The 22,504-nt window shown below is 55.9% G+C and carries 18 protein-coding genes; 7 read left to right on the top strand and 11 right to left on the bottom strand.

The annotated features are described in order from the left end of the window. Positions 1-94: 94 nt before the first annotated feature. The 3 genes from B2952_RS11775 to B2952_RS11785 all read right to left on the bottom strand — a co-directional run bounded on the left by B2952_RS11775 (position 95) and on the right by B2952_RS11785 (position 4,644). A complete protein-coding gene (locus tag B2952_RS11775) occupies positions 95-2,350 on the bottom strand; it encodes a family 43 glycosylhydrolase (RefSeq protein ID WP_290734183.1) in 2,256 nt (751 codons plus the stop codon). Between the two features lie 183 nt (positions 2,351-2,533). Further along, positions 2,534-3,784: a hypothetical protein gene (locus B2952_RS11780; protein ID WP_173382190.1), complete on the bottom strand. Its 1,251-nt coding sequence runs from the start codon at positions 3,782-3,784 to the stop codon at positions 2,534-2,536. Beyond that, positions 3,781-4,644 (bottom strand): DUF4423 domain-containing protein, encoded by an 864-nt coding sequence (locus B2952_RS11785; protein ID WP_173366538.1) that lies wholly within the window; start codon positions 4,642-4,644, stop codon positions 3,781-3,783. The genes B2952_RS11780 and B2952_RS11785 overlap by 4 nt, the downstream gene beginning before the upstream one ends. A gap of 245 nt (positions 4,645-4,889) precedes the next feature. Between B2952_RS11785 and B2952_RS11790 the strand changes: the two genes are divergently transcribed. From B2952_RS11790 to B2952_RS11800, 3 genes are read left to right on the top strand one after another with little or no spacing between them, the layout of a single operon-like run. Next, positions 4,890-5,447, top strand: a complete 558-nt coding sequence (locus B2952_RS11790; RefSeq protein WP_173382189.1) for an RNA polymerase sigma factor — start codon at positions 4,890-4,892, stop codon at positions 5,445-5,447. Next, entirely contained in the window at positions 5,440-5,793 is a 354-nt protein-coding gene (locus B2952_RS11795; protein WP_290734181.1) for a hypothetical protein, read from the top strand. The genes B2952_RS11790 and B2952_RS11795 overlap by 8 nt, the downstream gene beginning before the upstream one ends. Positions 5,794-5,797: 4 nt before the next feature. Next, the gene (locus B2952_RS11800) at positions 5,798-6,415 is read left to right on the top strand and encodes a hypothetical protein (RefSeq protein ID WP_173366541.1); all 618 of its coding nucleotides are present in this window, start codon (positions 5,798-5,800) and stop codon (positions 6,413-6,415) included. 95 nt (positions 6,416-6,510) lie between these two features. Here B2952_RS11800 and B2952_RS11805 read toward each other — a convergent pair whose 3' ends face one another. From B2952_RS11805 to B2952_RS11820, 4 genes are read right to left on the bottom strand one after another with little or no spacing between them, the layout of a single operon-like run. Then, positions 6,511-6,807 carry an STAS domain-containing protein gene (locus B2952_RS11805; RefSeq protein ID WP_173366542.1) on the bottom strand — a complete coding sequence of 99 codons (297 nt, stop codon included), beginning with the start codon at positions 6,805-6,807 and terminating at the stop codon, positions 6,511-6,513. A 25-nt stretch (positions 6,808-6,832) separates the two neighbouring features. Then, positions 6,833-9,172: a SpoIIE family protein phosphatase gene (locus tag B2952_RS11810; RefSeq protein ID WP_290734179.1), complete on the bottom strand. Its 2,340-nt coding sequence runs from the start codon at positions 9,170-9,172 to the stop codon at positions 6,833-6,835. 18 nt (positions 9,173-9,190) lie between these two features. Further along, a complete protein-coding gene (locus B2952_RS11815) occupies positions 9,191-10,312 on the bottom strand; it encodes a GTP pyrophosphokinase (protein WP_290781625.1) in 1,122 nt (373 codons plus the stop codon). Beyond that, positions 10,309-10,875 carry an HD domain-containing protein gene (locus B2952_RS11820; protein ID WP_290728374.1) on the bottom strand — a complete coding sequence of 189 codons (567 nt, stop codon included), beginning with the start codon at positions 10,873-10,875 and terminating at the stop codon, positions 10,309-10,311. The genes B2952_RS11815 and B2952_RS11820 overlap by 4 nt, the downstream gene beginning before the upstream one ends. A gap of 70 nt (positions 10,876-10,945) precedes the next feature. Here B2952_RS11820 and pgi point away from each other — a divergent pair, with 70 nt between their 5' ends. Both pgi and B2952_RS11830 read left to right on the top strand, forming a co-directional pair. Then, complete coding sequence (gene pgi, locus B2952_RS11825; RefSeq protein ID WP_290734175.1) at positions 10,946-12,610, top strand: glucose-6-phosphate isomerase; 1,665 nt, start codon at positions 10,946-10,948, stop codon at positions 12,608-12,610. Between the two features lie 94 nt (positions 12,611-12,704). Beyond that, a complete protein-coding gene (locus B2952_RS11830; RefSeq protein ID WP_290734173.1) occupies positions 12,705-14,273 on the top strand; it encodes a glycosyl hydrolase family 8 in 1,569 nt (522 codons plus the stop codon). Positions 14,274-14,305: 32 nt separating this feature from the next. On the opposite strand, the gene B2952_RS11835 is transcribed toward B2952_RS11830, so the two are convergent. The 3 genes from B2952_RS11835 to dxr form a co-directional block, all read right to left on the bottom strand. Next, positions 14,306-16,294 (bottom strand): glycoside hydrolase family 9 protein, encoded by a 1,989-nt coding sequence (locus B2952_RS11835; RefSeq protein WP_290734171.1) that lies wholly within the window; start codon positions 16,292-16,294, stop codon positions 14,306-14,308. Positions 16,295-16,407: 113 nt separating this feature from the next. Next, on the bottom strand, positions 16,408-17,634 hold the full coding sequence (locus B2952_RS11840; protein ID WP_290734169.1) for an alpha/beta hydrolase: 1,227 nt from the start codon (positions 17,632-17,634) through the stop codon (positions 16,408-16,410). Positions 17,635-17,796: 162 nt separating this feature from the next. Then, the gene (gene dxr, locus B2952_RS11845; protein ID WP_290734167.1) at positions 17,797-18,945 is read right to left on the bottom strand and encodes a 1-deoxy-D-xylulose-5-phosphate reductoisomerase; all 1,149 of its coding nucleotides are present in this window, start codon (positions 18,943-18,945) and stop codon (positions 17,797-17,799) included. Positions 18,946-19,085: 140 nt separating this feature from the next. Here dxr and B2952_RS11850 point away from each other — a divergent pair, with 140 nt between their 5' ends. Then, positions 19,086-21,044, top strand: coding sequence for a formylglycine-generating enzyme family protein (locus tag B2952_RS11850; RefSeq protein ID WP_290728363.1), 1,959 nt, complete (start codon positions 19,086-19,088; stop codon positions 21,042-21,044). Then, positions 21,044-22,126: a histidine phosphatase family protein gene (locus tag B2952_RS11855; RefSeq protein ID WP_290728361.1), complete on the top strand. Its 1,083-nt coding sequence runs from the start codon at positions 21,044-21,046 to the stop codon at positions 22,124-22,126. Before B2952_RS11850 ends, B2952_RS11855 begins: the two co-directional genes overlap by 1 nt. On the opposite strand, the gene B2952_RS11860 is transcribed toward B2952_RS11855, so the two are convergent. Next, complete coding sequence (locus tag B2952_RS11860; protein ID WP_173366811.1) at positions 22,123-22,491, bottom strand: hypothetical protein; 369 nt, start codon at positions 22,489-22,491, stop codon at positions 22,123-22,125. The two genes, B2952_RS11855 and B2952_RS11860, sit on opposite strands and share 4 nt — an antisense overlap. Positions 22,492-22,504 lie beyond the last annotated feature (13 nt).

Raw genomic sequence — 22,504 nt, forward strand, 5'->3', positions numbered from 1 at the left:
GCGTTTAACGTTTATTTACAAAAAGGCCCCCGGCAGTCTGCCGGGAGCCTTTCAAACACAAGAGAGAGTTTGTACTAACAAAGATTGAACAGTTTTATTTCGTCACGCGGGCCATAAACTTCTTGTTTCCGTTCACCTGCTTGAGCATGTAGGCGCCCTGCCTGTAGCCCGCAGCCTTGAGCACCTGGGCCACAGAGGCACCGCTGGCAAGTTCCACCTTGCCGAGCATCGTACCCGCAAGGTCAAACACCTGGTAAGTAGCAGCACTGCTCACATGGAACTTAATCCCATTCGAAATCGCGGTGGTGCCAATCGGTTCCGGGTCCGTCGCATCCTTGCCTTCCACGAAGGTGAAGTAGTCGATATCGAACCAGTCGCCCGTAACCGTCATACGCAGGATATGTTCACCCGCAGTGAGCGTCACGTTCCTCTGTACCTTGGCATAGTCATCGAAGCTGCCCTCGACATCAGTCTTGGCGGCAAGGATAGTATCCGTAATGTCCTTGCCATCGACCGACATCACGAAGCCCGCATTCTGGTTGTCCGTCGCCACGGCGGCAAAGAACGTGTAGTCGCCATCCTTCGCGACATCGATGGTGTATTCAAGCCATTCGCCGGACTGGTTGTAGCCTACGATAATTCCAGAGGCGTTCGCATAGAGGTCGACAGACGGAGCATCGTCCTTGCGGTAGGCGACCTTCGCGGAATCCGCAGCACTCTTGGCCTTTTCATAGCCATGGTTCTCGGAATCGTTGTCGCTGTACGAATCGTTGCCCGCGCCGTAGCCCGGCACGTCAAAGTCTTCGGCCTGAATCTTGCCCGGGATTGCCCACACCTTGCCGCCGAACGGCTGCTGCGGTTCGGGCTCGCGCTTGGTGCCCTGGAATTCCCATTCAAGAACGCCCATGGTAGAATCCTTGCCATTATTCTTGAACACGAAGAACAGCTGGTCCACAACGCCGGTAAGGCCCGTCATGGCACAGTCATTGTCCGTGAAAGTCATGTTGTTGCTGGTCTTCGCCAGTTCGCAGGTGCCGGCGAGCGTACCCGTCGCACTTCCCTTGCGAATTTCAATCTTGTTGCCATCGCCCACGTTCGCGGCCTTGATGCGGAGATTCTCGGCACCGTTACCGAAATCCACGCCACTCACGCGGATCCAGGATTCGCTACGGCTCGTGAGCGGCAAGAGCACGTGCTTGACCGGCTGGCCCTTGGTCCAGTCCGTGCGGCTGCGGATATTCATCTGCTTGGAGCTCGTGGTCGCCTTGTAGGTCCTGTACGGGTCAAAGTTCTTGATTTGCTTCGGGCCTTCGCGGGTGAAGGTGAGCTTGTTCATCTTGTCGCCACTCCAGGTGAGTTCGTCGATGGACACGCTTCTGTGGTTTTCGTAGTTCGGATTTTCGGAACGCACGCCCGCCTGAGTCGTTGCAGCCGGATGGTTGTCGGAAGTCACCAGGCGACGGTCGTGGTATACCGCATACCACTTGTCCTTGAACGGAGCAAAACCGTGGTGGTTGTTGCCGCCTTCGCCGTGAGCGTCGGGCACGGAACCGATACCCGGAATGACCTGGCCCACATAGTTGTAGGGACCCATGATCTTGTTGGACGTACCGTAATCAATAATCTGACTACGGTTGTTGAAACTCAAGTAATAGGTGCTTCCCTTCTTGTGCAGGTACGGCGCCTCGAAGGAATTCGGCAACTGGACACGCGTAAGGGAATTCTTGTCCATGGTAATCTTGCCGTTGCTTTCGGTAAACTTGATGATGTCAAAGTTGTTACCGTAAGGACGCTGACTGCTTTCGCCACCGCCAAAAATCACGTAGCCCGTACCGTCATCATCGAAAAAAATGCCCGGGTCAAAGCAGTGCGCGATGCCATCGCAGCCGCCAATAACACTGCTGCCGCCACCGGCAATCCTGTTCACGCCATGAGACGCCTGAATCGGGTCTGTATAGGGGCCATCGATTGCCGGGGCGGTAATCATGCCCACGCCGCTCGCTCCATCGGGGTAAACGATATAGACCTTGCCGTTCTTCACTGCGATGCCCGATGCCCAGGTGTTGTTCGGGTAATTGCCGAATTCGCGCCTGGAGCGGAAAATCATGCCGTGGTCGGTCCAGTTCTTCATGTCTTCGGAAGTGAAGGCGTAAAGGCCGACAATATCGTAGTTCCAGTTCGTCTGGTTATTATAGTCGTCCACATCGGTCAAGATGTAGAAGGTATCACCATCGGAGGCGCAAGAAGGGTCCGCCAGATAGTGGTAAGAGGAAATCGGATTATCGGCAAGGCCGAAGGTTGCAAGACCTGCCCCAAGACACAGCGCGCCCACGCTTTTCCACACACTCATATCAACTCCTTTTGGGGGAAAGCCCGCACCATAATCCAAACAGTGCAGCCATCCCATACACTTATAAAATACCTTTGCAAATAGAAATTGGAGCCCCGCCGAACGCAGAACTCATTGACAAATTGTCAAAAGAAAGCCCGACGCACATTCGCACGTCGGGCATCTCCTGATAAAAAAGCTCTATCAATCTTCCGGTTTCACGGGTACAAACTTGCTGTAGCCGTAAACCTCGATATCATCGATCCAGAACTCGCCGCCGGTGCCACCGAAGATGGAGATATCGGTAATGTTATGCTTCACCGCATCCCAGCCAAGGTTACCACCGATATTGTTGCTGTCGGCTTCAAGGAAGCCTGCGGGAGTCACCACGTAGCGATTCCAAACAGTGTCCACATCCAGGTGCACCCAAGCCTTGCCACTTTCCAGTTCGGACGTGCTGTCGACATTCAGGTCAAGCGAGAAGGAGATATAAGGCGACTTGTCGGAATCAGTCGGAACACTGGCCCGCGCCCAGAACACGATGGAATCGAGATTGCTCATGTCGACCATGCCACCAAGGGCACGGCCCATCAGCACCCAGTTGTATGCGGAATCATTTACACATGTGAAATGCGCGGCCTTGCCATCCCGGCCAAGGCCGGCATCCACAATTTCAATGCTTCCATCGGCATCTTCCGAATGCTGGACCTTCCATGCATCGATTTGCCCTTCGAAATCCTCAAAGACAAATGACGGGAGAGAATCGTGCGGCCGCACGTCAATGACAATGACGTTTTCCCGACCTGCAGAAACGGCCGCTACCGTAGACCCGAGCTTGCGAACGACCTTGACCTTGCCCTTCTTGCCCTTCTCGTCGACCACCGAGCTGTCCGACTGGACATAGGCGACCATCTCGAAGAAGCCCGCCGGGAGCGATTCGAACTCGAAATTGCCCATGCCATCGGCGGTGACGCTATAATCGAGGCCCTGAACCGCCACGGTCACTTCGGATGCGTCCGCGTCGTCTTCGACAATCACCTGTCCGGAAACGGCACCGGGCTTACCCAGGTGCAAGGACACACGGCCACCGTCAGTCTGCCACGACCTGTAGTTGAACTTGGACGCGCCCTTCAGGGAATCATTCCTGGCTTCGACGATATAGCTGCCATAGCCAAGGTTGTTCAGGATGAGGGTTCCAGTCGAATCCGTCTCGAAGTTCATGTTTTCTTCCACAAAGGAACCTTCAACGGAATCGGCCCCGGACAGGTAGCTGTCGGGACGAACAATAACGCTTACGCGCGCCGCGGGAGTCCCATCGGCAAGCTGTACAGAAAGCGCTATAGAATTTTCTGTTTCAAGCGAAGAACCGGCGAGATCGTCTCCCGATCCGCCAGTACATGCGGCAAGGATTCCACCCAGTGCCGCTATCCCAAATTTCCACACCCTGCACATCATTTTTTATCTCCTGCGCCTTCCCCCATTATAGCATTTTCAGGAAAGCCCCCTTTTCGGGCAACCGGGTAAAATGCCATTGAAAGTTGCATAACGCGGTCGGAATTCTTGGATTCGTCAACCCGTTTCTGCACTAACCTGCGGAATTCCCTCAACATATCGCCCAAATCCTCGAAGCAGGACTGGTCCACGGAGAGAGTGAGTGTGGATACGTTGCGTTCGGAAACGGGAACGTTATCCAGGGAATCGCTGGCAAGCGCGAGCACCTGCCGCTGGAAGTTGCGGACCGCCTTGGCCTTTTCGGGACCGCCCACCGTGAGGTGCGCATCCGTAAGCGCCAATCTGCCGCTCGCGAGTTTCTTTACGAGTCCAACTTCCTTCAAAATCTCGATAGCCTCGTTGACCTGGTCCTCCGTAATCGGGGGGCAGATGTCCTTCGCTATCTGCTTCACGTTCACCACGCCGCCGTTCAAATCCAGGTAGGCGCGCACGGCGGGAATCCACCAGTTCTCAAGCAGCTTGAGTTCTGCCGCCTGGAGACTATGGCGTTCCACGTCGCGAAGGGAAAGCGCCTTCGCCATCAATTCTTCTTTCTTAGCCTTGTCCTTGCTTACCGCAGCCGAGAACAGCAGGTCGAAGTATTCGGCCTCGCGACCGCTCAGCGCCAGAATTTCCTTGGCAGCCTGCAACGCATGGGCGGGAAGGTGCTGTTTCTTCTGCAGCACACGGTAGAGGTAGCTGGAATCGAGTCCCAGCTTGTCGCCCATCATGCGGTAGCTGTAGAAGGGCATCTCCGCCTTGCGGCGTTCGTAGTAGTCCTTCAAGAAGTCGCGGTAGTCCGCTATGTCCGAAAAAGTAACCATCAACTATAAAATACCTATTGCAAGGTAGAAAAATTTACATTCCTATCCATCTTTCATTGACTTTTTGTCCACAACCGATATGACATTCATCACAAAAAGCGCCCAAAAACCCGCTTTTCGAGGCATTTCGCCCCATTTTTTCGTTTTTTCGCCATAGACACGCCGGCTTTCCCTCTTTTTTCTAATATGTAAAAATAAACCATTCTTTTGCAACCTGCGACATTCCGCATACATCAAAATAAGGTATGAACGACAAAGTGATTCTCCAACACCTGAAGGAAGGCAGCCGTGAAGCCCTGGCCATGCTATGGCAGGACCAGAGCGGCAACGTACTGAATCTCGCCTTCAGGATGCTGAAGGACCGCGACCAGGCCGAAGACATCCTCATGGACGTGTTCGTACAGGTACCGAAGGCCGTGCAAGGGTTCCGCGGGCAGGCTGCGCTCAACACATGGCTCTACAGGCTCACCGTAAACGCATGCCTCATGAAGCTGCGCGCACAGAAGCGCCACCGCGATCTCGAAGAAGAGAAGCTCGGCACCATCATCGAGGAGGCCATCGGCAAGCCGGACCCGCAAGACGAAAGCTATGACGCCGAGCTCCTGGAAAAGGGGCTCTCGCAGCTGCCGGCAGAAACGCGCAGCATGCTCTGGCTCAAGGACGCCGAGGATCTCGACGTGAAGGACCTCGCCGAGATCTACGAAATGCCTGAAGGCACCATCAAGGCGAGGCTGAGTCGCGCAAGGCACTTCGTAAGGGACTTTGTAAAGGAACGTATAAAGGAGCGTAAGAATCATGGCTGACAAACTTGACTTCTCCATGTTCGAAAGGCTTGCCCCCAGGGAAGATTCCTGGGCCAAAGTCTGCGAGCGACTGGACGCGGAAGCGGACGCCGTTTCTGCATCCAAGTTCATTTCCATCAAGAGCTGGTACAGCGCCATCCCGATAGCCGCAAGCCTTGTGCTTATAGGCCTCACAGCGCTTCTTCCCGCCATCAGCAACCAGGCCGAATCTACCGATATCGTCGCCATCGATCGTTCGGCCCCGTCCGAAGTCCTGAGCTGGTATTCCAGCTTGGGCAACTCGACTAGCGACGAGTTCGAAACTTTCGAGGAAACGGTCGGCTTCAGCTATTTAACCAAGGAGTAATACCATGAAAGGATCCAAACTTTTCATCGCAAGCCTTGTCGTGCTTGCTCTTTCCCTCGGGTTCTTCCTGGGGAACTTCTGCGGCAGGTGCAACACTTGCTGCAACAAGGCCGAAACATTCCAGTGCGAACGCCACGGAAAGATGCCGCCTCCCGGACCGCACCACCACGGCGACTTCCACAAGGGGCCGCACGAACATCATGGTGATTTTGGCAAGAGACCCGACGGGCCCAGGTTCAAAGGCCGCATGAATCCGGCAGTCATCGATTCCGTACTGGAAGTGACCCCGGAACAGAAAGCCGCTCTCGACGCCAACCGTGCGAAGGGAGACTCTATCTTCAGGGAACTGAGGACTCAGAAGCACGACGCCGAAAAAGCACTTGGCGAAGCCCTCGAAAAGAATGACGCCGCTGCCATCGAAGCGGCAAAGGCAAAAGTCCTCGACGCGGACAGATCCCTGCTCGAGCACCGCATCAACGGAGTCGCCGCGCTCGGCAAGGTTCTCTCCCAGGAACAGCTCGAAAAGTTCAACAAGTTCCGCAAGGAACAGATGAAAAAGTTCCGCGAAGAGCGCAAGGAACGGCGCCACGGCGACAACCCGCCTCCCCCGGCAAAACCGTAGCGCACCACATAGCCGAATCCATTTCCGGCAAGCAACAAAAGCCTCGGCAGTACCCGCCGGGGCCTTATTTTATAAGAAACACGAAGAGCGATCCGCTATTCGAGGGTCAGAATGTCGCTGAATCCGGTCACGTCGAAAATTTCGCGGATTTCCGGACCCGCATTCTTGATGACCATGGAGCCCTGCTTGTTCATGACCTTCTGGGCCGCAAGCAGAATGCGGAGGCCCGCCGAAGAAATGTAGGCGAGCTTTGCGAAATCGAACACGAGGCTCGTGATACCGTCCAGCTTTCCCTGGATCTCGGCATCGAGCTGGGACGACGTCAGCGTATCCAGGCGCCCTTCGAGAGCGAGAGTCAGGGTTGCGTCTTGCTGTGTTTTGACTATCTGCATGATAACCTCACTAAGTTGTTGCCGTTTAAAGTTTCTTTGTAATGGTGAGAATGTTCTTGCTTCCATCGCGACGGTAAGCCACATCGTCCATCGTCTTCTTCACGATGAACAATCCAAGCCCGCCGATGCTGCGTTCCTCTGCCGAGAGCGTCACATCGGGTTCCTTCGCGCTAGTCGGATCGTACGGGCTTCCGCCATCGATAAAGCTGAGACGCGCCATCAGGTGGGACTTGCATGTCTCGACCGTCAACGTCACCTGGTTCGCGCCCGAGAACTTGACGATGTTGCTGAAGATTTCGTCAATAGCGACATCGATCTGCATCTGCGACTTCATGGAGCCACCCAAAGGTTCGAGCACCTGTTCCACGAACTGCGTCAGGGAAGGCTGGTTTTCGAGTTTCGCATCCACGACAATTTCGTGCTTTTCCCACTCGTTATCCTTGGAACCGATGAACTGCACCGCAAGCATGGTAATGTCATCGAACTGCGGAGCGCCGTTCACGAATTCATCGATACGTTCCTTCACGAAATGGCATGCACCAACAGGAGGACGGTTGCCGCTTTCCGAAAGGGCCTTCTGCAGTCCCACCGTTCCGAACATCACTTCCTCGGCATTCGTCGCCTCGGTTACGCCGTCGGTGTAAAGGAACAGCATGTCGCCCGGAGCAAGGTCCAAAGACTGCTGCTTGTAGGTCGTCTTTTCGTCGGCTGCGAGCACGAGTCCCGACTTGCTCTTCACATATTCCACGGTTCCGTCCTTGTGGCGGATCGCCGGAGGGTTATGCCCAGCCGATGCAAAGTCCACATGGCCGGTACGCAAGTCCAGTATTCCCATCCACGCGGTCACGAACATGACGGACTTGTTCCGTCGCGCCAGCTCGTAGTTCGTCTCCTCGAGGATTTCCGTAACCGACTGGAGATGCATGGCCACGGTGCGGATTACGATGCGGGACACCATCATGAGCAACGCCGCCGGGACACTCTTGCCCGAAGCGTCGCCCACCACAACGGCGAGGTGATTCTCGTCAATCTTGAAGAAATCGTAGAAGTCGCCGCCTACTTCCTTCGCAGGCTGCATGAGCGGGGCCAGCGAATGCCGGCTGTCGCAGCAGTTTTCTTCGGATTCGTCTTTCGGGAGGATTCCCATCTGGATGCTGTGGGCGAATTCGAGTTCGCGTTCGATACGGTCGAGCCCTTTCTGCTTGTCGACAAATTCCTTTAGCGAAGAACGCATGTCGACAAACGCATCCGCAAGCTGCGAGATTTCGTCTTTGCCCTTGACTTCGGGAATCTCGGTATCAAAATCGCCATGGCCCAGTTTCTCGGCGGCGGCCGCCAACGTTTTTAGCGGACGCGAGACGCGGAAGGTGATAACGAGGATTATGACGAGCATGATCAAATAGCCACCGGCACTAATCCACGCAAACACATGGTTCACGGAGCGCTGCTCTTCGAGGAAGGAGTCTGCAGGCCACACGATCATGAACGTCCAGTCAATCGTTTCCATCGCCGTGAAATAGATGGCCGCCTCGTCGCCTTCGAACGAGGAACCCAGGAACAGCCCGCTCTTCATGCTGCTCACCGCCTTCTCGAATTCGTCGAACCGCTTGCGCGATGCGCTCTTCGAGATGGAACCAAAATTTTCCTTGAAAGTGATTTCGTCCTTCGGATGCGCGATTACCATATTGCTTGCCGAGAGTACGACCGCATAGCCGTTGTTCGAGACAGGAATGCTCGCCACCATGTCCTTGAGGAATGCGATGGAAATGTCGACGCAGAGGACACCCGCAAACTGCTTCTGGCCCGACGCGGATGTGCTGAAAATCGGAGTCGTGTAGATGACGATGGGTTCCTTGATAAACTGGCCGATGAACGGTTCCTGCCAGATTCCCTTCATGCTATCGCGGGTGCTCGTATACCAGGTCGTCTCCTGGTAATTGCCGCCGTCCGTAATGACATTCCCGTTTTCCGTGTAATGCGCGAGCCGCATGTATTCACCTTCGGGAGCACCCTTAGGAGCCATGCCCGGTTCATAGGCGACAACCACCGCCAGCACCTGGGGCACCGTCGCGCGCACGCCCGAAAGCGACCTCAGCAAGAAGTCGTCGAGTTCGGTTCCTGCAAGTTGCTGGTCACCAATCTTCACCGCCAGTTCCTCGCCGAAGTTTCGACAAGAACCGAACAGGTTGTTTATGACGGCCACGTTCGCGCGGCTGATTTCTTCGCCCTTCTGCAATAGCAGACGCGACATGCGCTCCTGAATCTGCGAGCTTCCGAAACCGAACAGGGCCGCGAACACGACGCTGATTCCCAAGAGAATCATCGCCGACTGCTTGAACGCCAACCCATGAAAATTAATCTTCATTTCCAAACCTCAAAGGAATCAACTATTCGCCGCTTCCATAAAAGCTAGTTTTTTCGCTCTGCCGTAAAGGTGTTCCGCCCTGCTGCGGTTGACTTCGGACGGGCCATTCAGTTCGTCCAGGCAGCGCGTCAGCTCGAGAACTCCGCCGCCGCGTTTGAGGACGTGGACCGCACAGAGGTTCACCACCGCAAGCGAAGAGTTGATGATATCGAGATCCGTATTGGCAAGCTGGAACGCTGCCAGCTGGTAAGCATCCTCGGAATTTTCCTTTATCATTTTTTCGATATCCCCCAGGGTCTTGAAGCCGAGGAACAGGAAAAGTTTCAGATACCCGACCAGCGAAGTCTCATGGATTTCGGCCTGGTTGATAGACGCAATGCGATTGTTCAAGGAATCGAACGGCCGCAGTTCCAGGTAGTTGCCAAAGGAATCCCCGTCCAGCGGCACCTCGTCAAATTTTCCGGAACGCACCAGCGACTGAACATGGCGCCTGTAGTTGTTGATCCCCGTACGGATAGCGCAGAACTGTTCGTCCGCAAGTTCGAGCATTCCCGCAAGGCGGTTTATGTTGCGCAGGTATTCCTTGGGCACTTCGAACCCGGACTTGTAGCCCGTATCGTGGTCGAGCACCGACCACACATGTTGCAACGCAGTTCGCATCTGGACTTCGAAGCGGATATCGTTCAGCTCGGGGAATGCGGGATCTTCAAAGAGCGCCCTTGGAACGCGGCATATGTAATGGAGCGAGCTGTAGCCAAAGCTGTGGATGTCGTGCATCTTGCGCTTGTCGATGCTGTTTTCCCAGTCGATTTCGAAAATCTCTCCCACGAGAGCTGCAATCTTGTCGACCTCGTCGCTGTAGAACGTGATGACGCGGACGCCCAGTATGTCGGTAAGGTCCGAAAGGCTAGAATACTTTCCCGCCTTGCGTTCGAGCTTGCCCGCGAGACTGTCTTCCGCCTTGATTCTCGCTTCGAGCGCATTGATGTAGATGCTGTTGGAGGCGATACTTTCCGAAAGAATGTTTTTCACCACCTGCAAAAGCTTTTCGAATGTCGCATGTTTTTCGCGGTATTCTTCGAGAATCATGGTCTCCCTGGGAGGAAGCCCGTAATCGACCACATCTTTCTTTTCCATCATACGCCTCCAAAAACTTTTTCGATTGTCCCGGCAAACTCCTTATAGGCAAAGGTCGCGTCGAGACTCGAAAGCGCACGGGCGAGCCCGCGGAAATGCCATTCGTGCGAAGCCTTGTCCTTGACGCAGAACAGGTCCCACACCTTGTCGCCAATGGCTTGGTAGTCGCGGTAAATGGCACGGATATTGCTCAACTTGTCGGCGAGCGCAACGATTTTCACGTCGTTTGCAGCCGTCGAGAGACGGTCGATAGCCTCTTCCTTGCGGAGCCTCCAGTTTTCCTCGCGGCTCTTGCCCGGAAATTCCACGTCCGATTCCGCCTCGACAAGGCTTGCGACGCGCTTGCCGAATTCGCGTTCGATTTCCCGGAACGTGACCGCGGTATCTTCGACAGTATCGTGCAGGACCGCTGCGGCCAAAAGTTCCTGGTCGTTAGTCATGGTAGCGGCAATGGAGACGGCCTCCAGCGGATGGACAATGTAGGGAAACCCCTTGCCCTTGCGTTCAACGCCCTGGTGAGCCTTTACGGCAAAAACAATCGCCTTGTCAAGTAATGAAGTATCCATGTTCATAATGTAATAAAATTTCTATATTTAGCTCCGCAACAATAACCGCTTTTGCGGAAAGGATTAATCTATGTCGAAACTGACTGATTCTCAGGAATGGAAGGCCCTCGAGGCCCACGCCGAAGTCGCCAAGACTTGGCACATGAAGGAACTCTTCGCGAAGGACCCGGCCCGTGCCGAGAAGTTCAGCCTGGAAGCCTGCGGACTCTTCCTGGACTACTCCAAGAACATCATCACCGACGAGACCATGGCCAAGCTCCAGGACTTGCTCAAGTCCGCCAACTTCGACGACATGCGCAAGAAGTACTTCGCCGGCGAAAAGATTAACACCACCGAAAAGCGCGCCGTGCTCCACACCGCTCTCCGCTACAAGGGTAACGACCCGATCTGCGTCGACGGCAAGGACGTGATGCCCGAAGTCCGTGCGGTCCTCAAGCATATGGAAGACTTCACCCACCTTGTCCGCAGCGGCAAGTGGAAGGGCCACACCGGCAAGTCCATCAAGTACGTGGTGAACATCGGTATTGGCGGCTCCGACCTCGGCCCGGTGATGGTCACCGAAGCCCTCAAGCCCTATGCAGACAAGCCGATTGCCGGCGAATACTCCCCGGAAGTTTACTTCGTTTCTAACATCGACGGCACCCACATGGCCGAGACCCTCAAGAAGGTGAACATCGAAGAAACGCTCTTCATCGTCGCTTCCAAGACCTTCACGACTCTTGAAACCATGACGAACGCCGAAACCGCAAAGGCCGCCGTCCTCAAGGCCTTCAACGGCGACGAAAAGTCCATCGCCAAGCACTTCGTGGCGCTCTCCACCAACACCGAGGCCGTCGCCGCCTTCGGTATCGACACCGCGAACATGTTCGAATTCTGGAACTGGGTGGGTGGCCGCTACTCCCTGTGGTCTGCCATCGGCCTCTCCATCGCGCTCCGCATCGGCTTCGAGAACTACATGAAGCTCCACCAGGGCGCCTACGAGATGGATCAGCATTTCAAGACCGCCCCGGCCGACAAGAACATGCCGGTGATCCTCGCCCTCATCGGCGTTTGGTACAACAACTTCTTCGGCGCTTCCAGCTACGCGATGCTCCCGTACGACCAGTACCTGCACCGCCTCGCCGCCTACTTCCAGCAGGCCGACATGGAATCCAACGGCAAGACCGTTGACCGCGATTCCAAGCGCGTGAACTACCAGACCGGCCCGATCCTCTGGGGTGAACCGGGCACGAACGGCCAGCACGCCTTCTACCAGCTCATCCACCAGGGCACCAAGATGATTCCGTGCGACTTCATCGCCCCGGCAAACAGCCACAACAAGGTCGGCGACCATCACCAGAAGCTGCTCAGCAACTTCTTTGCACAGCCCGAAGCCTTGATGAACGGCAAGACCCTCGCCCAGGCCCAGGAAGAACTCCGCAAGGACGGCAAGAGCGAAGAAGAAATCGCATTCCTCGCCCCGCACAAGGTGTTCGAAGGCAACAAGCCGACCAACTCCATCATGATGGACTACGTTTCTCCGGAAACGCTCGGCGCCCTCATCGCCATGTACGAACACAAGATCTTCACGCAAGGCGTTATCTGGAACATCAACAGCTACGACCAGTGGGGTGTTGAACTCGGTAAGCAGCTCGCCAAGAAGATCCTTCCGGAACTTGCCAAGGCCGACGCCGAGCTGAACCACGACAGCTCCACCAACGGGCTCATCAAGTGGTTCAAGAAGCACCAGGCGTAACGCGACGTCATTCAAATTCACAGGCCGTATCCGAAGGATACGGCTTTTTTATTATATATTTGAAAGGGAGTGTATTTGGGAAATCGGAGATTGTATGAAAAAGCTGGTTCCCCTCTGCGTAGCTGCCGCGTTTTCGTTTTCGCAGGCAGTCCTGGATCTGCCCAATGCACAACCGAAGGTCGACGAATCCTACTGGAAAGCCGCACTCGACAGCACCTGGCAGGGCCTAATCCGCCGAAACATCGACCCCTACACCGAAGGCAAGGGCCTCATCCACAGGCCTAAGAGCGAGACCCCGGGTGACGCAGTAAGCGAGGCCGTCGGCTACGGCATGCTGGTCGCCCTATATGCAAACGACCAGGAGCACTTCAACAGCATCTGGGATACCGCCAACGAAAAGATGTGGGGCGGCTGTTATTACAACTGGCAGATGGATCCCAGTGGGAAAATCAGCGGAATGGGTGCCGCGACAGACGCCGAAGAGGACGTGGCCCTCGCCCTCATTTTTGCAGACAAACTTGTATCCGCCGGCAAATGGAAGCCATACACCTCGACCAAGTTCAATTACGGCTACGCCGACCACGCCAAGAAAATCCTTGACTGCATGTGGGACACCAAGCAGGTCACGAGCAGCGGGATCCTAGCCCCAGGCGCAGGATGGGGAGGCGACGCCTTTGTCAATCCGGGCTATTTCTCGCCTGCATGGTATAGGATCTTCGCGAACTTCGACAGCAACGGTGACCGCTGGAACATGGTTGTCGAAAAGACTTACGAAATCCTCGCGAACAGCCCCGGTTACAGCATGGGCATGATTCCCGACTGGATGCAGCCCAATGGCAAGTGGGCCGGGAGCCTCGGCTACAACGCCTACTTCAACAGCCGCGCCTTCTTCAAGGACGCCATCCGCATCCTCTGGCGCGTAGCCATTGATGCCGTATGGTTCGACGAGCCTCGCGCAAAGGCGTTCCTCAAGAATTCCCTCGCTTTCATCAACGACAAGGGAGGCGCCGAAGCGTCCAATTTCTATCAAATTGAGAATCCGGGCGAGCTCTTGCCCGCCGATGATATCTGGACCGACTTCAACGACAGCAAGAACAAGGATACCTGGCGCTACCGCAGGGAACATAGCCACCTGACCGTCGGCATGTGGGCGACGGCTGCCCTTGCCGTCGGCGAATCGAAAGACCGCATCGCATTCAGCGAAGAACTCGGCAAGTTCTATGAAGGTGGAGACTACTTCGGAAACGCCGTCGACCCCACCGGCGGAATCGAGGACACGCTCCACAACGAAATGTATTTCGACCAGTTCCTCGCCTGGTTCGGAGCCTCGATGATGAGCGGGACCTTCATGAACGTGATTGACGCCATCGACAACCCGAAATCGGCGACTCCGGGCGATTCATCTTCCCTGACGCCCCGCAAGTCCGAAAGCATTTTGCCGAAACGCTTTGCATCGAGCAGTCTTGAAGTCAACCGCCTCGGAAACGGAGTCCTTTTCTCGCTCCCCGAAACGGCTTCCTGGCACATTTACGATATGAACGGCCATGAAATGGCTTCGGCCAAAGGCAAGGAATTCCTGTGGAAGGAGTCCCGCAAGGGAGTCTACATGGTGAAGGCGACAGGAACTGGATTCAACTTCACAAAGAAAGTATTCCTACGCTAGATTCCCTATCGCCCGGCATCTGATGCCATAAACTAGTGCAGGCGATGACCGCGGAGGTCATAGCGCCTGCCGTTTTTCTCGACGACAAGCTTGAAATCCTTCACGCGGAGGCGCGGTGTTGCATCGCGCTGCATTGCGGCAGGCACAACCTCGCGAATTGCGGTAGTCGCGCTGGAACTGGCCGGATTCCACGGGTTCCACTGCGACGAGCTGGACTGCGGCGGCTGCCACTGCGAAGAGCTCGAAGCAGGCACCGCGCTAGAAGAACTAGAGCCCTGCGGGGCGGAACTGGACGAAGACTGCGCCGTCGCATTTTTCCTCGCGACTCCTGCAGCGGCAAAGTCGGGAGCGAAGCCCGCGTTTATCGCCTCGAGAGCGCCCGCCAAGTAGGCAAGCGGGGCATTCCAGTTGATGGCGACCTCGTTCGTTGCATAACTGCAGCGCTGGTCGGTATAGGCCGTTGCTGCCTGTCCTGTCCTGTAGTCGGCGCACTTCCATTCCGCAGCGGAGCCGACATCCTCGCCACCGGGCTGCGGGCCACCCACGAGCATTCCCGGGATAGGCTCAGTTACGTTATCCGAAGTACTCGGGCGGTGGTGCGGCATCATCGGAGACTTGGTGCCATAACCCGTCACAAAAGACATGTCAAGCGGGTTCTTGCCGAGCAGGTAATCGAGCACCTTGAGCGCTGCGGCATAATACTTCTCGTCGCCGGTGAGGTAGTAGGCATGCAAGAGCCATACCCCCTGATTGGAGGCCACGGCGTTTGAACCCCACACAAAATCGTCCTTCGCCATCACCACGCCAAAACCGGACTTGGTGCGGTTCACGAAACCGTCGGCGGTCGAAAGGATTTTCTGCTTGGCCTCGCCCGCATCACTAAAAACAGACGCATGAGTCGCCTTGCCGTAGGTGGCAATTCCCTTCATGTCGCCCCAGTAGGAGATATACTCCGTGGTACCCGACTGCTTGTACGACCCGTCGTTTGTCGTAATGGCAAGTTCCGTGCCGGCGAAAAGTTTCTCGTCGCTCGCGTTATTGCCTTCGTAGGCACCGGTCGACACATCGGACGGGTTTGCCGTGAAGTGCACGTTCATGTTGTTCGAGCCCCAGGCATAGGCCTTCTTCGCCGCCTCCAGGCACTTGTTTGCGTAGTTCGAATCGAACGGCTTGTACACGCGGGCGGCAACAGCCATCACGCCCGCAAAGTCAAAAGCGGCCTCGGCGCTCTTGCCGATAACGTAAAGCTTCAGGTTGTCCTGCGCAGGCATCACGTCGCCCGGGAACCCGAGAGACGTAAGCTTGTGGTACACACTGCCGTCATTCGCCTGCATGGTAAGCATCCAGTCCAGGTTCCACTTGATTTCGGCAAGCAGGTCCGGGAGGCTACCCTCCGCAGGGATATTCCACTTGAGGCTCTTGAAGTAATTCGGGAAATGCTCGTAAAGCGAGAGGAGCGTGTAGGTGGTAATGCCCGAGTTCACGATATAGCGGCCGTAGTCGCCCGCATCGTACCAGCCCTTGGTAGACTGGATAGAGCCCGAACCGGCGGAGTTATGGAGTTCCACCGTAGAATTCGTGTGCCCCGCAGCACGGCTCCACTTGCCCGCATACTGACTCTCGAGAGCCATCGATGCGCGCTGGTAGTAGAACCACTTGGCGGCAGCCTTGAGCACGTCCTCGAACGTGTTATCCTTGACCACCAAATCCTGGCGGAGTACCTGTCCGCCCACCTTGATGGAGTACTTGCCTGCGGTCTTGAGTTCGGAGAAATCCACGAGCTGAACATTCTGCCCGCTCGCATCCCAGTAAGATGCGGCCCCCGGAGTCACGGAAAGGGCCGTCTGGCCGGACGCGTTCACGATTTCGACATTGCCCGAGGCGCCCACCAGCGAGAACTGCTTGGGGTCGGAAGGGCGGTAACCCACCTGGTTTATGTAGGCATTGGCTGCAAAGGCCGTCGAAACACCGGCGGCAACGGTCGCGGAAAGCACGACCAGCTTGATTCTATTCGTTTTCAAAACATCCTCTCTTGCGCAAGAAAAGTTGTCATACACCTGAACACAATATAAGGAAAGGCGGCCCGTATAGGACCGCCTATTAAAGAATTATAAACCAAACTGTATCAAGTGTTTTACTTTTTCACAAACCGGGACACATCCCGCCTGCCCGCGGCAGTCCTTGTGACCACGTAATAGACACCCGGCCTAAACGCACTCTTGTCGAGCACGGAGGAACGCGAGACCAGGGCGCCATCCAAAGAGAAAACATCGTAAGTCACCGGAACCGCGCCAAGCGAACGCAGGAGTGGCAACGCATCCGGAAGAGTATCGTACACGATTCCCGGCGGGACCGTATCCTGGGCCGAGGTGTCCGGCGGTGTAACGACAGCGGCAGCGGCCTTGGCCTCGCGCGCCTTGTCGAGGAAGGCGACCGCCTTGTCCAAGTTCTCTTTCGCATTCATCTTGTCGCCGCCATGGGAGCCTCCAGACACCTTGATAAATTCCGTTACCACGTTGTGGTTCTTGAGGGAATCGTAGAGTTCCTGGCTCTGCTCTATATTCACGATATTGTCGGACGTTCCGTGGAACATGATTACCGGCGGATCGTCGTCACTCGCGTAGTAGGGTGAACTCGCGACCATCCACTTGTCCTTGTTCCCTTCGCGTTCTACACCGATGAAGGCACCTTCCATGGTTCCGGAGCCACCCATGCTGATGGGGTTCATCGTGTAGATGTCTGTCGGAGGGGACCAGAGCACGGCACCGTCGACGCAGCTGCTGAACGTGGTGTACTCGCCGAGGTCTCCGACCAGATCGACAGTCACCGAACCGGACTTGCCCTCTTTCAAACCGCATGTCGTCGCGGTGAGGCTCGAAAGGTGGCCACCCGAGGAGAACCCGGACACGGCCACAAAATTCGTATCGAACTTGTACTTGGCCGCATTGCCACGAACAAAACGCACCACGGCCTTGATGTCGTGCAGTTGTGCCGGATACTTGGCATCGCTTGCCGAGCGATGGTTCGGCGTCACTACCGCATACCCCGCCTTGGCGTAAGCAGAGCAGATGGTGGCCAAGTCCGCAGAACCCTTGTAATTGTTCATGCTCCAGGCACTTCCGTAGGTGTGAATAACCACCGGATACGGCCCCTCCGTATCCTTGGGAATATAGATGTCCAGCGTATGGTAGGTTTTTCCGTCGCCAACGTAATTCACGTCAGCAGTTTTTTCTGCATTCGCAACGGTAGATCCATTTTGCGGGCCGCCGAAACCACCGTTGTTTCCGCCACCCCAGTCGCCCCACTGGGCAAATGAAGACACGGCAACAAACAAGCCTGCCGCCATAACCAAACTTTTCATTTCTGACTCCTTTTGGGGCTCCTTTTTTCGAACCACAACATAAATTTACCCCCCAAACACGAGCCTTTCACAAAAAGGAACGATATTTTGTTGTATAAAAGAACAACCCTTTTGCCGTTTTCAGGGCAAAAGGGCCATTCAGGATAACACGCTTTTGTAAAATTACTTTATCAGCGAAGCGGTGAGCCTGCGGGCTTCGGCGTCGGCGTCAAGAACTTGGTCGAGCGTCAGGTGGCCGGTCACGTCCGGGGCTTTTTCCATCACCATTTCCACGTATTTCGGGATATCGGTGAACTTGAGGTTCCCCTTGAGGAAGCGGTCGACGAGCACCTCGTTTGCGGCATTCATCATGGAGGGCACGATACCGCCACGGCGGCCCGCCTCAAACGCGAGGGCAAGACAACGGAACTTCTTGAAATCCGGTTCGAAGAACGTGAGCTTTGCAAGTGTCGGCAGGTCGAGGCGCTTGGTTTCGAGACGCAGACGGTCGGGCCACGTGAGCGCCACCTGGATGGGGATGCGCATGTCGGGAGCGCCGAGCTGCGCCATGAGGGAGCCGTCGCGGAACTGCACCAGCGAATGCACCATGGACTGCGGGTGAACCACGACCTTAATTTGTTCGTACGGGATATGGAACAGGAAGTGCGCCTCGAGCACTTCGAGACCCTTGTTCATCATGGAGGCGGAATCGATGGTAATCTTCTTGCCCATGCTCCACACGGGGTGATTGAGCGCGTCGGCAACCGTGATGGTTTCGAACTTCTCGATAGGCCATTCGCGGAAAGGCCCGCCGGAAGCGGTAATCTCGAGGAACTCCACCTCGCTTTCGCGCTTGCCGCCCTCAAGGCACTGGAAGATGGCGCTGTGTTCGGAATCGATGGGAGTGATAAACGACTTCGGGTTTTCCGCAAGCTTGTCCCAGATGACGGGGCCAGCCATGACCATCGTCTCCTTGTTCGCGAGGGCCACGTGCTTGCCGTGCTCGATGGCGGTAATGGTCGGGAGGCAGCCCACCGCACCCATGAGCGCGTTGATGATGATATCGGCCTTCGGGTCGGCGGCAAGTTCGCACAGGCCTTCCATGCCGGCGAGTATCTTCATGCCGAGAATCCCTTCAAGTTCCTTCGCGGCGTTCGGGTCGAACATGCACACGCGTTCCACCTTGTATTTGCGCACGATTTCGGCAACCTTCTGCACGCTACTGTTCGCGGCGACCGCATACAAGTTAAAAATGTCGGAATGTTGCAGGATGACATCGACGCTGGACGTACCGATGGAGCCTGTGGCACCGAGAAGGACGACGTTTTTCATAAAATGCCTCTTTTTCTAATTCCCTTAAATAATAGCAAAAAACGCATCCGCAGTTTTCTTTACAAAAATTTACACCGCTTTTTCCTTTTTAAATCTAGTTTAGAATTGGGTTATGGTTATGGACTCGAAGGAGGTGCGCCATGCGCATGCGCTTTTCGGGTGTTTTAGCGGTGTCGATAATCGCCGCTGGGGTGTTCTGGAGCTGCTCGGAATCTTCCGACGGCATTTCTGTTCCAGAGGGAGAGCTCTCTTCCAATTCATTTACAGGCGATACGGGCAACAGCAATCCGGGAGACAACCAGTCTTCGGGAGGGATGCCCGCAGTTTCTTCGGGAGAACTGCCCGCGACCTCATCGGGCGCGAAGCCGACAAGCGCAGGCTCGGCGCCCAGCTCGAGCACGAACATTGCAGGCTCGAGCGGGAACGTTCCCGGCAGTTCGGGCGGTTTCGGGCCCAAGAGTTCAAGCAGCACCGGCGCGGGTTCTGAATTTACCTACGTTGCACCGGCCACCTTCGCCGACACCGTAAACGGCGCGGTATTCAGCATGGTGTATGTCGCGGGTGGCACGTACACGCGCGGGTGCGACAACTGCGCCGAGCAGGACAAGATTTACGAGACGCCTGCGCACAAAGTAACGGTAGGCGCCTACCATATCGCCACAACCGAGGTCACTATCGGGCAATGGAACGCCGTAATGGGCGGCAAGAAAAACGTCTGGGAATCGGACAAGGCACCCAAAATCGGCGTGAGCTGGTTCGACGCGAACAGTTTTGCCTGCAAGCTCGGGCAACTTTCGGGCCACCAGTACCGCCTGCTGACCGACGCCGAATGGGAATTCGCGGCACGCGGCGGCAAGGACGGCGTCGCAGACAACTTCAAGTTCTCGGGCAGCAACAACGTCGATGACGTGGCATGGTATTCCGAAAACAGCGGCGGCAAGGCGCACGACGTGGCGACCAAGAAGCCGAACAAGCTCGGGCTATACGACATGAGCGGAAACTCGTGGGAATGGGTCTACGACTGGCTCGTGGGCTACACCGCGGGCGACAAGGTGAATCCGGTACAGCTCACAGGAAGCGGGAACAAGACGCGCCGCGGCGGGAGTTACGGCGAACCCGCGGAGTTCGCGCGGGTGAGCCGTCGCGCCATCCGCAGCCGCGATGGCGCCGCCGACATGGGATTCCGTATCGGCATGTCGGCGGAACTCCCGCCAGGCATGGTGAGCCCCTGCGAAGCGGCGAACCCCTCGGCTGCCGCCTGCCAGGGCGACAAGAATCGCGACTGCCGCCTGATTACCGCTGCCGACGAAGCATGGATCAGCGACGACTACACCGTTGTCATCGCCGAAGACGGAAACGCGGCAGTTTCGGGATTCCCAAATGTATCAGGACAGTGGTACACGCTCAACAACCGCAGTTTCAACGTGGTCACACGGAGCGGCACCAAGACATACGCCTACTACATCTTTAGCCAGGACGAAATGACGATGATCAGCGACGACGGCATTCCCTACCGCCTGTATCGCCGCTCCATGAGCGAGGCGAAAAACAAGATCACGCTCACCTCCGTAAGCAACCCGAAAACGCTTGCACAGCTGATTGCCGCAGTGGAACCCGAGCGCCTCGTGAGCGACGAACAGCTCGCCCACCCCGACACGAGCGTGCGCGACCCGCGCATCGCTGCGGCAAGTGGCTATACATGGTTCTTCGACGGCCGCTGCTGCGGGGGCAACCACAAGTACCGTTTCCATCTCGATAAAAATGGCGATGCGGAATTCGTGGTGATGGACTACGACGACACCCACCACGAAAACATCCTCGCGAAGGGTCGCTGGTTCACCGTGGGTAACATCGGGCTGCACATCGTCCTGAACGGCAAGTACTTCAACTACCTCTACACGGCGGGCGAACGCACCATGAGCTACAGCGAATACATGCCGGCAGGGCCCATCTTCTGCCACATCTCGTTCCAAAGCTACGAGCGCGGCGACTTCCGCATCTTCAACAAGACCGTATTTGACGACAAGATCAAGCGCCCGCGCGGCTTCAACGGTGAAAATCCGGTGTACGAGGCGGGCGATTACCAGTGGGGTTCGTGATGCGCGTCTTCACACTCGCCATCTTCACTACAGGCGCGTTCATTGCCTGCACCGATTCGGGCACGTCATCAAAAGATGTAGAACCAACCGAAATTGAATCAAGCGCATCTGACCTTGATATTCCTGACTCCGGAAATCTGTTTGGGGGGTCATCTGCGCAAGATTCACCGGAAGGGTCGTCGGCTGCCATGTCGTCTTCCTCCCTTCCGGCTTCTTCTTCCAGCGCTCACTACACACACGGACATTCGTCATCAGTAGTAGAGCGTATCAAATCTTCCTCCTCCGCAAATTCCGTTCCTGAATCGTCGAGTTCCGCAGGCTCTGCCGGCTCCGTGACCGCAGTAACAGAAATCCCGCTCGACAAGGACGGATTCGCGACGGTTTCCGATGTTTACAGGAGCCTAGCGCCTAGCGAGAAGGCGGTATTCATCATACGCCATTCCGAGCGCGAAGACGCCGTGGCGATAGAGACGGAACTCACCGCAAACGGAGTGAAGATGGCCCAGGACTTAGGAAAAACTCTCAGGAGCGACGAAGAATTCAGTTACATCACCTCGGGATTCGTGCGCACGAACGAGACTGCGAATAACATATCGAAGGGACGCGGCGAAGCGAACCTCCCGAAGCTCATCACGAACTACGACATCACCGGCAACTGGTTCCTGAAGATTTCCGCAGACGAGCTCGCACAATACGCGACAAAGCTCGGCATGCAGGGAAGTTCCGTCGAGCTCATGGCCCACTGGGCATACGGAGAACCCTACCCCGACGCACTCTACGAACTTGCGCCCCGCGCCCAGGAATTCATGGAAAAGGTCATCCTCAAGAACCTGTCCAAGTGGAAGCGCGTGAGCATCATGGTCTCGCACGATATATTCGTGATGCCCCTGGCCGTGTTCGGTTCCGGAGGAAAGGTTGCCCTCAAGTATCACGAGGACTATCACTGGATAAACTACATCGCCGGGCTCGCCGTCATCATCGACGCGCAGAACAACCTGCGGTATGTTCCCGTGAAGGGAGCTGATTCAGGAGTTATCGACTATCTCGCCATCTACATGGCGGAACACGGAATAAAGCGCTAGTTGTCCATGTTCTGGTAGAACAGGCAATCTTCCATAACCTTTTCGAAGAACTCGTCGCGGTTCACGCCCGTATAGGTCGTGTCATCGTCTTCCATGTGATACGCTTTCTTATATGCCTTGTAATCGACCGTCGTCTCGTCAACCCAGGTATATTCGTCGATGTATTCCCAAGTTGAATACTTGTACTTCCAAACATTATCTTCTTTTGCGAAGTTGCAGCCAGCATCCAGTTTGCCGTCATCCTTCTTGCCACCGTTATCGGGATCGGTATTATCGTTACCGCCAGAAGTAGGATTGGTATCGTCGTCACCACAAGCAGCGAGAGTCATAGCAGCGGCGAAAGCAAAAACGAGAAACTTTTTCATTTTTCCTCCTTGA

Source organism: Fibrobacter sp. UBA7003 (assembly GCA_002449765.1).
In the GTDB taxonomy this organism is placed as follows: domain Bacteria; phylum Fibrobacterota; class Fibrobacteria; order Fibrobacterales; family Fibrobacteraceae; genus Fibrobacter.

Excerpts from the sequence above, each read along its gene's own strand:
- B2952_RS11830 (WP_290734173.1), top strand. The coding sequence starts at position 12,705 with ATGAAAAAGCTGGTTCCCCTCTGCGTAGCTGCCGCGTTTTCGTTTTCG.
- B2952_RS11800 (WP_173366541.1), top strand. The coding sequence starts at position 5,798 with ATGAAAGGATCCAAACTTTTCATCGCAAGCCTTGTCGTGCTTGCTCTT.
- B2952_RS11840 (WP_290734169.1), bottom strand. The coding sequence starts at position 17,634 with ATGAAAAGTTTGGTTATGGCGGCAGGCTTGTTTGTTGCCGTGTCTTCA.
- B2952_RS11815 (WP_290781625.1), bottom strand. The coding sequence starts at position 10,312 with ATGATGGAAAAGAAAGATGTGGTCGATTACGGGCTTCCTCCCAGGGAG.
- B2952_RS11795 (WP_290734181.1), top strand. The coding sequence starts at position 5,440 with ATGGCTGACAAACTTGACTTCTCCATGTTCGAAAGGCTTGCCCCCAGG.
- B2952_RS11775 (WP_290734183.1), bottom strand. The coding sequence starts at position 2,350 with ATGAGTGTGTGGAAAAGCGTGGGCGCGCTGTGTCTTGGGGCAGGTCTT.
- B2952_RS11860 (WP_173366811.1), bottom strand. The coding sequence starts at position 22,491 with ATGAAAAAGTTTCTCGTTTTTGCTTTCGCCGCTGCTATGACTCTCGCT.
- B2952_RS11790 (WP_173382189.1), top strand. The coding sequence starts at position 4,890 with ATGAACGACAAAGTGATTCTCCAACACCTGAAGGAAGGCAGCCGTGAA.
- pgi (WP_290734175.1), top strand. The coding sequence starts at position 10,946 with ATGTCGAAACTGACTGATTCTCAGGAATGGAAGGCCCTCGAGGCCCAC.
- B2952_RS11780 (WP_173382190.1), bottom strand. The coding sequence starts at position 3,784 with ATGATGTGCAGGGTGTGGAAATTTGGGATAGCGGCACTGGGTGGAATC.
- dxr (WP_290734167.1), bottom strand. The coding sequence starts at position 18,945 with ATGAAAAACGTCGTCCTTCTCGGTGCCACAGGCTCCATCGGTACGTCC.
- B2952_RS11820 (WP_290728374.1), bottom strand. The coding sequence starts at position 10,875 with ATGGATACTTCATTACTTGACAAGGCGATTGTTTTTGCCGTAAAGGCT.
- B2952_RS11850 (WP_290728363.1), top strand. The coding sequence starts at position 19,086 with ATGCGCATGCGCTTTTCGGGTGTTTTAGCGGTGTCGATAATCGCCGCT.
- B2952_RS11805 (WP_173366542.1), bottom strand. The coding sequence starts at position 6,807 with ATGCAGATAGTCAAAACACAGCAAGACGCAACCCTGACTCTCGCTCTC.
- B2952_RS11785 (WP_173366538.1), bottom strand. The coding sequence starts at position 4,644 with ATGGTTACTTTTTCGGACATAGCGGACTACCGCGACTTCTTGAAGGAC.
- B2952_RS11855 (WP_290728361.1), top strand. The coding sequence starts at position 21,044 with ATGCGCGTCTTCACACTCGCCATCTTCACTACAGGCGCGTTCATTGCC.
- B2952_RS11810 (WP_290734179.1), bottom strand. The coding sequence starts at position 9,172 with ATGAAGATTAATTTTCATGGGTTGGCGTTCAAGCAGTCGGCGATGATT.